The sequence below is a fragment of the Leisingera sp. ANG-Vp genome (genome assembly GCF_000813725.1).
Classification (GTDB): domain Bacteria; phylum Pseudomonadota; class Alphaproteobacteria; order Rhodobacterales; family Rhodobacteraceae; genus Leisingera.
This window is the reverse complement of the sequence record NZ_JWLD01000119.1, coordinates 1-3,068: the sequence shown is the minus strand read 5'-3', so window position 1 is coordinate 3,068 and position 3,068 is coordinate 1. Positions and strand designations below refer to the sequence as shown.

The following is a 3,068-nucleotide window of genomic DNA, read 5'->3' as shown; positions in this document are numbered from 1 at the left end:
CGCGGCGCAGGTTGCGGCGGTCGCCGGGACGGGATGCTTTGGAGCTATGCGCCATAACTGGGTCCGAGGTCATCAGTGACGGATCAATCTGATCGCCCAGCGCTTCCAGCGCCTCTTTCTCGCGGCCTTCGGGCAGCCCTTCGGCCTGCAGCGGCGTGTCCTGCCAGAAGGAAGAGCGGTGGCGGAAAAGCCCGTACTGCAGGCTCTCGTTGGTCCATTCAAAGTTATAGGCCAGCTGCAGCGCCTCGCGGACACGGATGTCCTGCAACTTGGGCCGCAGAAGGTTCATCACAAAGCCGGACGCGGCAGGCACGTTTCCGTCCGGAATTTCGCCCTTGATCACTTCACCGTCATTCACCGCATCAAAATTATATCCCGTGGCCCAGTTCTTGGAACTGTTCTCTGAACGAAGCGTATAGACGCCCGCCTTGAAGCCCTCCATCGCGGCAATCGCATCGCCGAAGTATTCCACCCGGATACGGTCGTAGTTATGGCGGCCGGCGTTCACGTTCAGATGCGCGCCCCAGTAATCGGGATTGCGGCGGTACACGATGCGCTGGTTCACATCCGCGGTTTCCAACACGTAAGGACCGGAGCCGATGCCCGGATCCAGCCGCGGCTCGTCGATACGGCGGTTTTCCGGATCGGCCTCAAACCAGGCCTTGGAGAACACCGGCGTGCCGCTGACCTGAGAGATCATCGCCCGGCGCGGAAAGTCCGGCGAGAAGTGGAACTTGACCCGGTGCGGACCCAGCGCCTCGGCCTTGGGGATGCGCTTGCGCACCGCTTCGGCATAGGACTTCAGCCCCTGGTCCAGCAGGATATTATGCGAGAAAACCACATCATCTGCGGTCACCGGGCTGCCGTCGGAAAACTTTGCCTCGGGGCGGAGGTTGAAAATCACCCAGTCCTGGCTTTCGGGATACTCCAGGCTTTCGGCGATCAAGCCATAGTAAGAGCCGGGCTCGTCATAGGATTCCACCATCAGGCTTTCGTAGTGGTCCGAGGACAGCGCCCCGGCCCGCCCCTTGCGGGTGAAGGGGTTCATGCTGTCAAAGGTGCCCACGGCAGAAATCGACAGCTCGCCGCCCTTGGGCGCCTCCGGGTTCACATAGTCGAAACTCTGGAACTCCGGCCCGTATTTCAGCTCGCCGAACTCGGCAAAGCCGTGGCTTTTGATGATGGCCTCTTCCGCCTTGGCCAGCGTTGCCGCCCCCAGCGCCAGAAACAAGCCCAAGGCAAGCCCGGCTGCCGCCTGCAGCGGGTTCACCCTCTCCTTCGCGCGTACACGCGCCGCAGCCCGAGCGGTTTTCATCTGCCATGACCTCCTTTGCCCCGGGACTGCACGCCCGGGATGTTATCTGCCCTCAAGCTAATGGCCCGGGGTGGTAACATTCAAGTTGAGATTGGGTGAATTCCCGGCTTCCGCGCCCTTGCATTCGGCGCGCAACTGCCGATCCGGCCTGCTCTTTTACTGCCCGCTTGCCCGCATCCGGCCCGCGTGCCAGCCTCGCATCACGATTTTGTCAACGACCCTGGGAGACAGAGATGCCGAAAGTGAAAATCGCCGCAGTGCTTGCAATGGCCGGAGCTGCCGCGCTCAGCGCCTGCGCCCAGCAGGAAGAGGAAGTGGTCTACAGCAGCCCGGAAGAGGCGTTCTGCGTGCAAAGCGGCGGCAGCTATGTGCTCCGCAGCGGCAAGGCCGGCACCATCGGCGTCTGCATCCTGCCCGACGGCCAGGAGCGCGATGCGCTGGCCTACTACCGGGAGAACAATCCGGCCTGACCCCAGGTTGAACCTGCCGCCATCAAAGAAGCCGCTGCGGATCTGCAGCGGCTTTTCGTTTTGGATAGCTTGGACAGCGGGCTGGATCAGTTGTCCAGGCTGTCCAGATAGGCGATGAGGTTCACCCGGTCCTTTTGCTTTTTCAGGCCAGCAAAGCTCATGCTGGTGCCCGAGGCATAGGCGGACGGCTTGGTGATGAAGGCGTCCAGCTCTTCTGCGGTCCAGGCTTTGCCCGCCAGGCCGGTCAGAGCGCCGGAGTAGCCAAAACCGGCTTCGGCTGCGATGTCCCGGCCGACAACGCCGTACAGCGACGGGCCGGTGGAGTTCACGCCGGCTTCCAGCTTGTGGCAAGCGGAGCATTTCTTAAAGACTTTGGCGCCTTTGGCGGCGTCGGCGGAGGCCATCAGCTCTTCGAAGCTGACTTCCGGCTCATCGCTGGCGGCTTCGGCCGAGGCGACTTCGATCACATAGGCGGCCTCACCGTGGCTGTCCATGTGATACAGGCCGCTGGCAGCCCATTTGCCCAGCAGGAGAACCAGGAACGCGCCGCAAACGCCTGCGGTCGCTTTGGTAAGGGTCATTGTGTCAAACATGAATCGCGGGTCCATTTAGCTGTCTGACGGGGTGTCTAAGGCTTCCCCTCTCAAGTGGCAAGGTATAGACAGCGCGACGAAACGCCCAATTGTTGAAGTTTTGCACCGGGAACACACCTTATGACCCGCAAGATCGCTATCCAGGGGGAGCTGGGCTCCTACAGCCACGAGGCCTGCCGCAACGCGCGCCACGATATGGAGGTGCTGCCCTGCCGCACTTTTGAGGACGCGATCGGGGCGGTCAAAAGCGGTGAAGCCGAGCAGGCGATGCTGCCGGTGGAGAACTCCACCTACGGCCGGGTTGCCGACATTCACCGGCTTTTGCCGCACAGCGGACTGCATATCATCGACGAGGCTTTTGTGCGGGTGCACATCAACGTGCTGGGGGTGCCGGGCGCAAAACTGGAGGATATCCGCGAGGCAAAATCGCATCTGGTGCTGCTGCCGCAATGCGGGACCTTCCTGCGCGAGCACGGCATCACGGGCCGGGTCAGCCCCGACAACGCCCGTGCCGCGCGCGATGTGGCCGATGCCGGCGACAAGCATGTAGCGGCGCTGGCCAGCGAGCTGGCAGGCGAGATTTACGGGCTGGACGTGCTGGCCCGCCATATCGAGGACAACGGCGACAACACCACCCGTTTCCTGATCATGTCGCCGGAACCCAACTACACCCGCCGCGGCGCCCACAAC

Annotated in this window: 4 protein-coding genes; 2 read left to right on the top strand and 2 right to left on the bottom strand. The window is 62.5% G+C overall.

Going from position 1 to position 3,068, the window contains the following annotated elements; translation table 11 throughout:
* Positions 1 to 1,315, bottom strand: a 1,315-nt coding sequence (locus tag RA20_RS24205) for an extracellular solute-binding protein (RefSeq protein ID WP_039135391.1), incomplete at its 3' end; no start/stop codon positions are given.
* Positions 1,316 to 1,548: 233 nt separating this feature from the next.
* On the opposite strand from RA20_RS24205, the gene RA20_RS24200 reads away from it, so the two are divergent.
* Entirely contained in the window at positions 1,549 to 1,785 is a 237-nt protein-coding gene (locus tag RA20_RS24200) for a DUF333 domain-containing protein (RefSeq protein WP_039135385.1), read from the top strand.
* A gap of 86 nt (positions 1,786 to 1,871) precedes the next feature.
* Here the strand turns inward: RA20_RS24200 and RA20_RS24195 are convergent, their stop codons facing one another.
* Positions 1,872 to 2,378 carry a c-type cytochrome gene (locus tag RA20_RS24195; RefSeq protein WP_039135388.1) on the bottom strand — a complete coding sequence of 169 codons (507 nt, stop codon included), beginning with the start codon at positions 2,376 to 2,378 and terminating at the stop codon, positions 1,872 to 1,874.
* A 120-nt stretch (positions 2,379 to 2,498) separates the two neighbouring features.
* Between RA20_RS24195 and RA20_RS24190 the strand changes: the two genes are divergently transcribed.
* Positions 2,499 to 3,068, top strand: a 570-nt coding sequence (locus tag RA20_RS24190) for a prephenate dehydratase domain-containing protein (RefSeq protein WP_039135382.1), incomplete at its 3' end; no start/stop codon positions are given.